This is a genomic window from Thermoflexus hugenholtzii JAD2 (assembly GCF_900187885.1).
Classification (GTDB): domain Bacteria; phylum Chloroflexota; class Anaerolineae; order Thermoflexales; family Thermoflexaceae; genus Thermoflexus; species Thermoflexus hugenholtzii.
The window spans coordinates 1-394 of the sequence record NZ_FYEK01000006.1 but is presented as its reverse complement, the minus strand read 5'-3'; the positions used below and the strand labels follow the sequence as shown (position 1 = coordinate 394).

Annotated in this window: 1 protein-coding gene; it reads left to right on the top strand. The window is 62.7% G+C overall.

Features of this window, described 5'->3' with window-relative positions; all coding sequences use genetic code 11:
• Window positions 1–380, top strand: a 380-nt coding sequence (locus CFB18_RS16450) for an RNA-guided endonuclease InsQ/TnpB family protein (protein WP_143597489.1), incomplete at its 5' end; no start/stop codon positions are given.
• Window positions 381–394: the final 14 nt, after the last annotated feature.

Sequence of the window (394 nt, the reverse complement as noted above, 5' to 3'; positions counted from 1 at the left end):
TGGATGTGGGATGGGGGATGTTCCGGCGGATGCTGGAATACAAGTGCTGCTGGTATGGAGCCGTATTGATTACAGCGCCGCGGCACTTTCCGTCCACCCGGATGTGCTCGCGGTGCGGCGGGGTGGGTCCTGCCCTTCCCCTGTCCCGGCGGATCTTCTGCTGTGAAGCCTGCGGGCTGGAGGTGGACCGGGATCTCAACGCGGCCCTCAATTTGCGAAACTACGGGTTGGCTACCCTCAACAGCCCTACCGGGAGTTCCCCGGGAAGTGACGCCTGTGGAGATCCCTCTGGCGGCGGAACGGCCCGCAAGGGTCGGTCTACGAGCTATGGGTCGATGAAGCAGGAAGCGGCCGGTCGTTGGTTTCACCCTTCGGGGTGAAATCAATGACGATG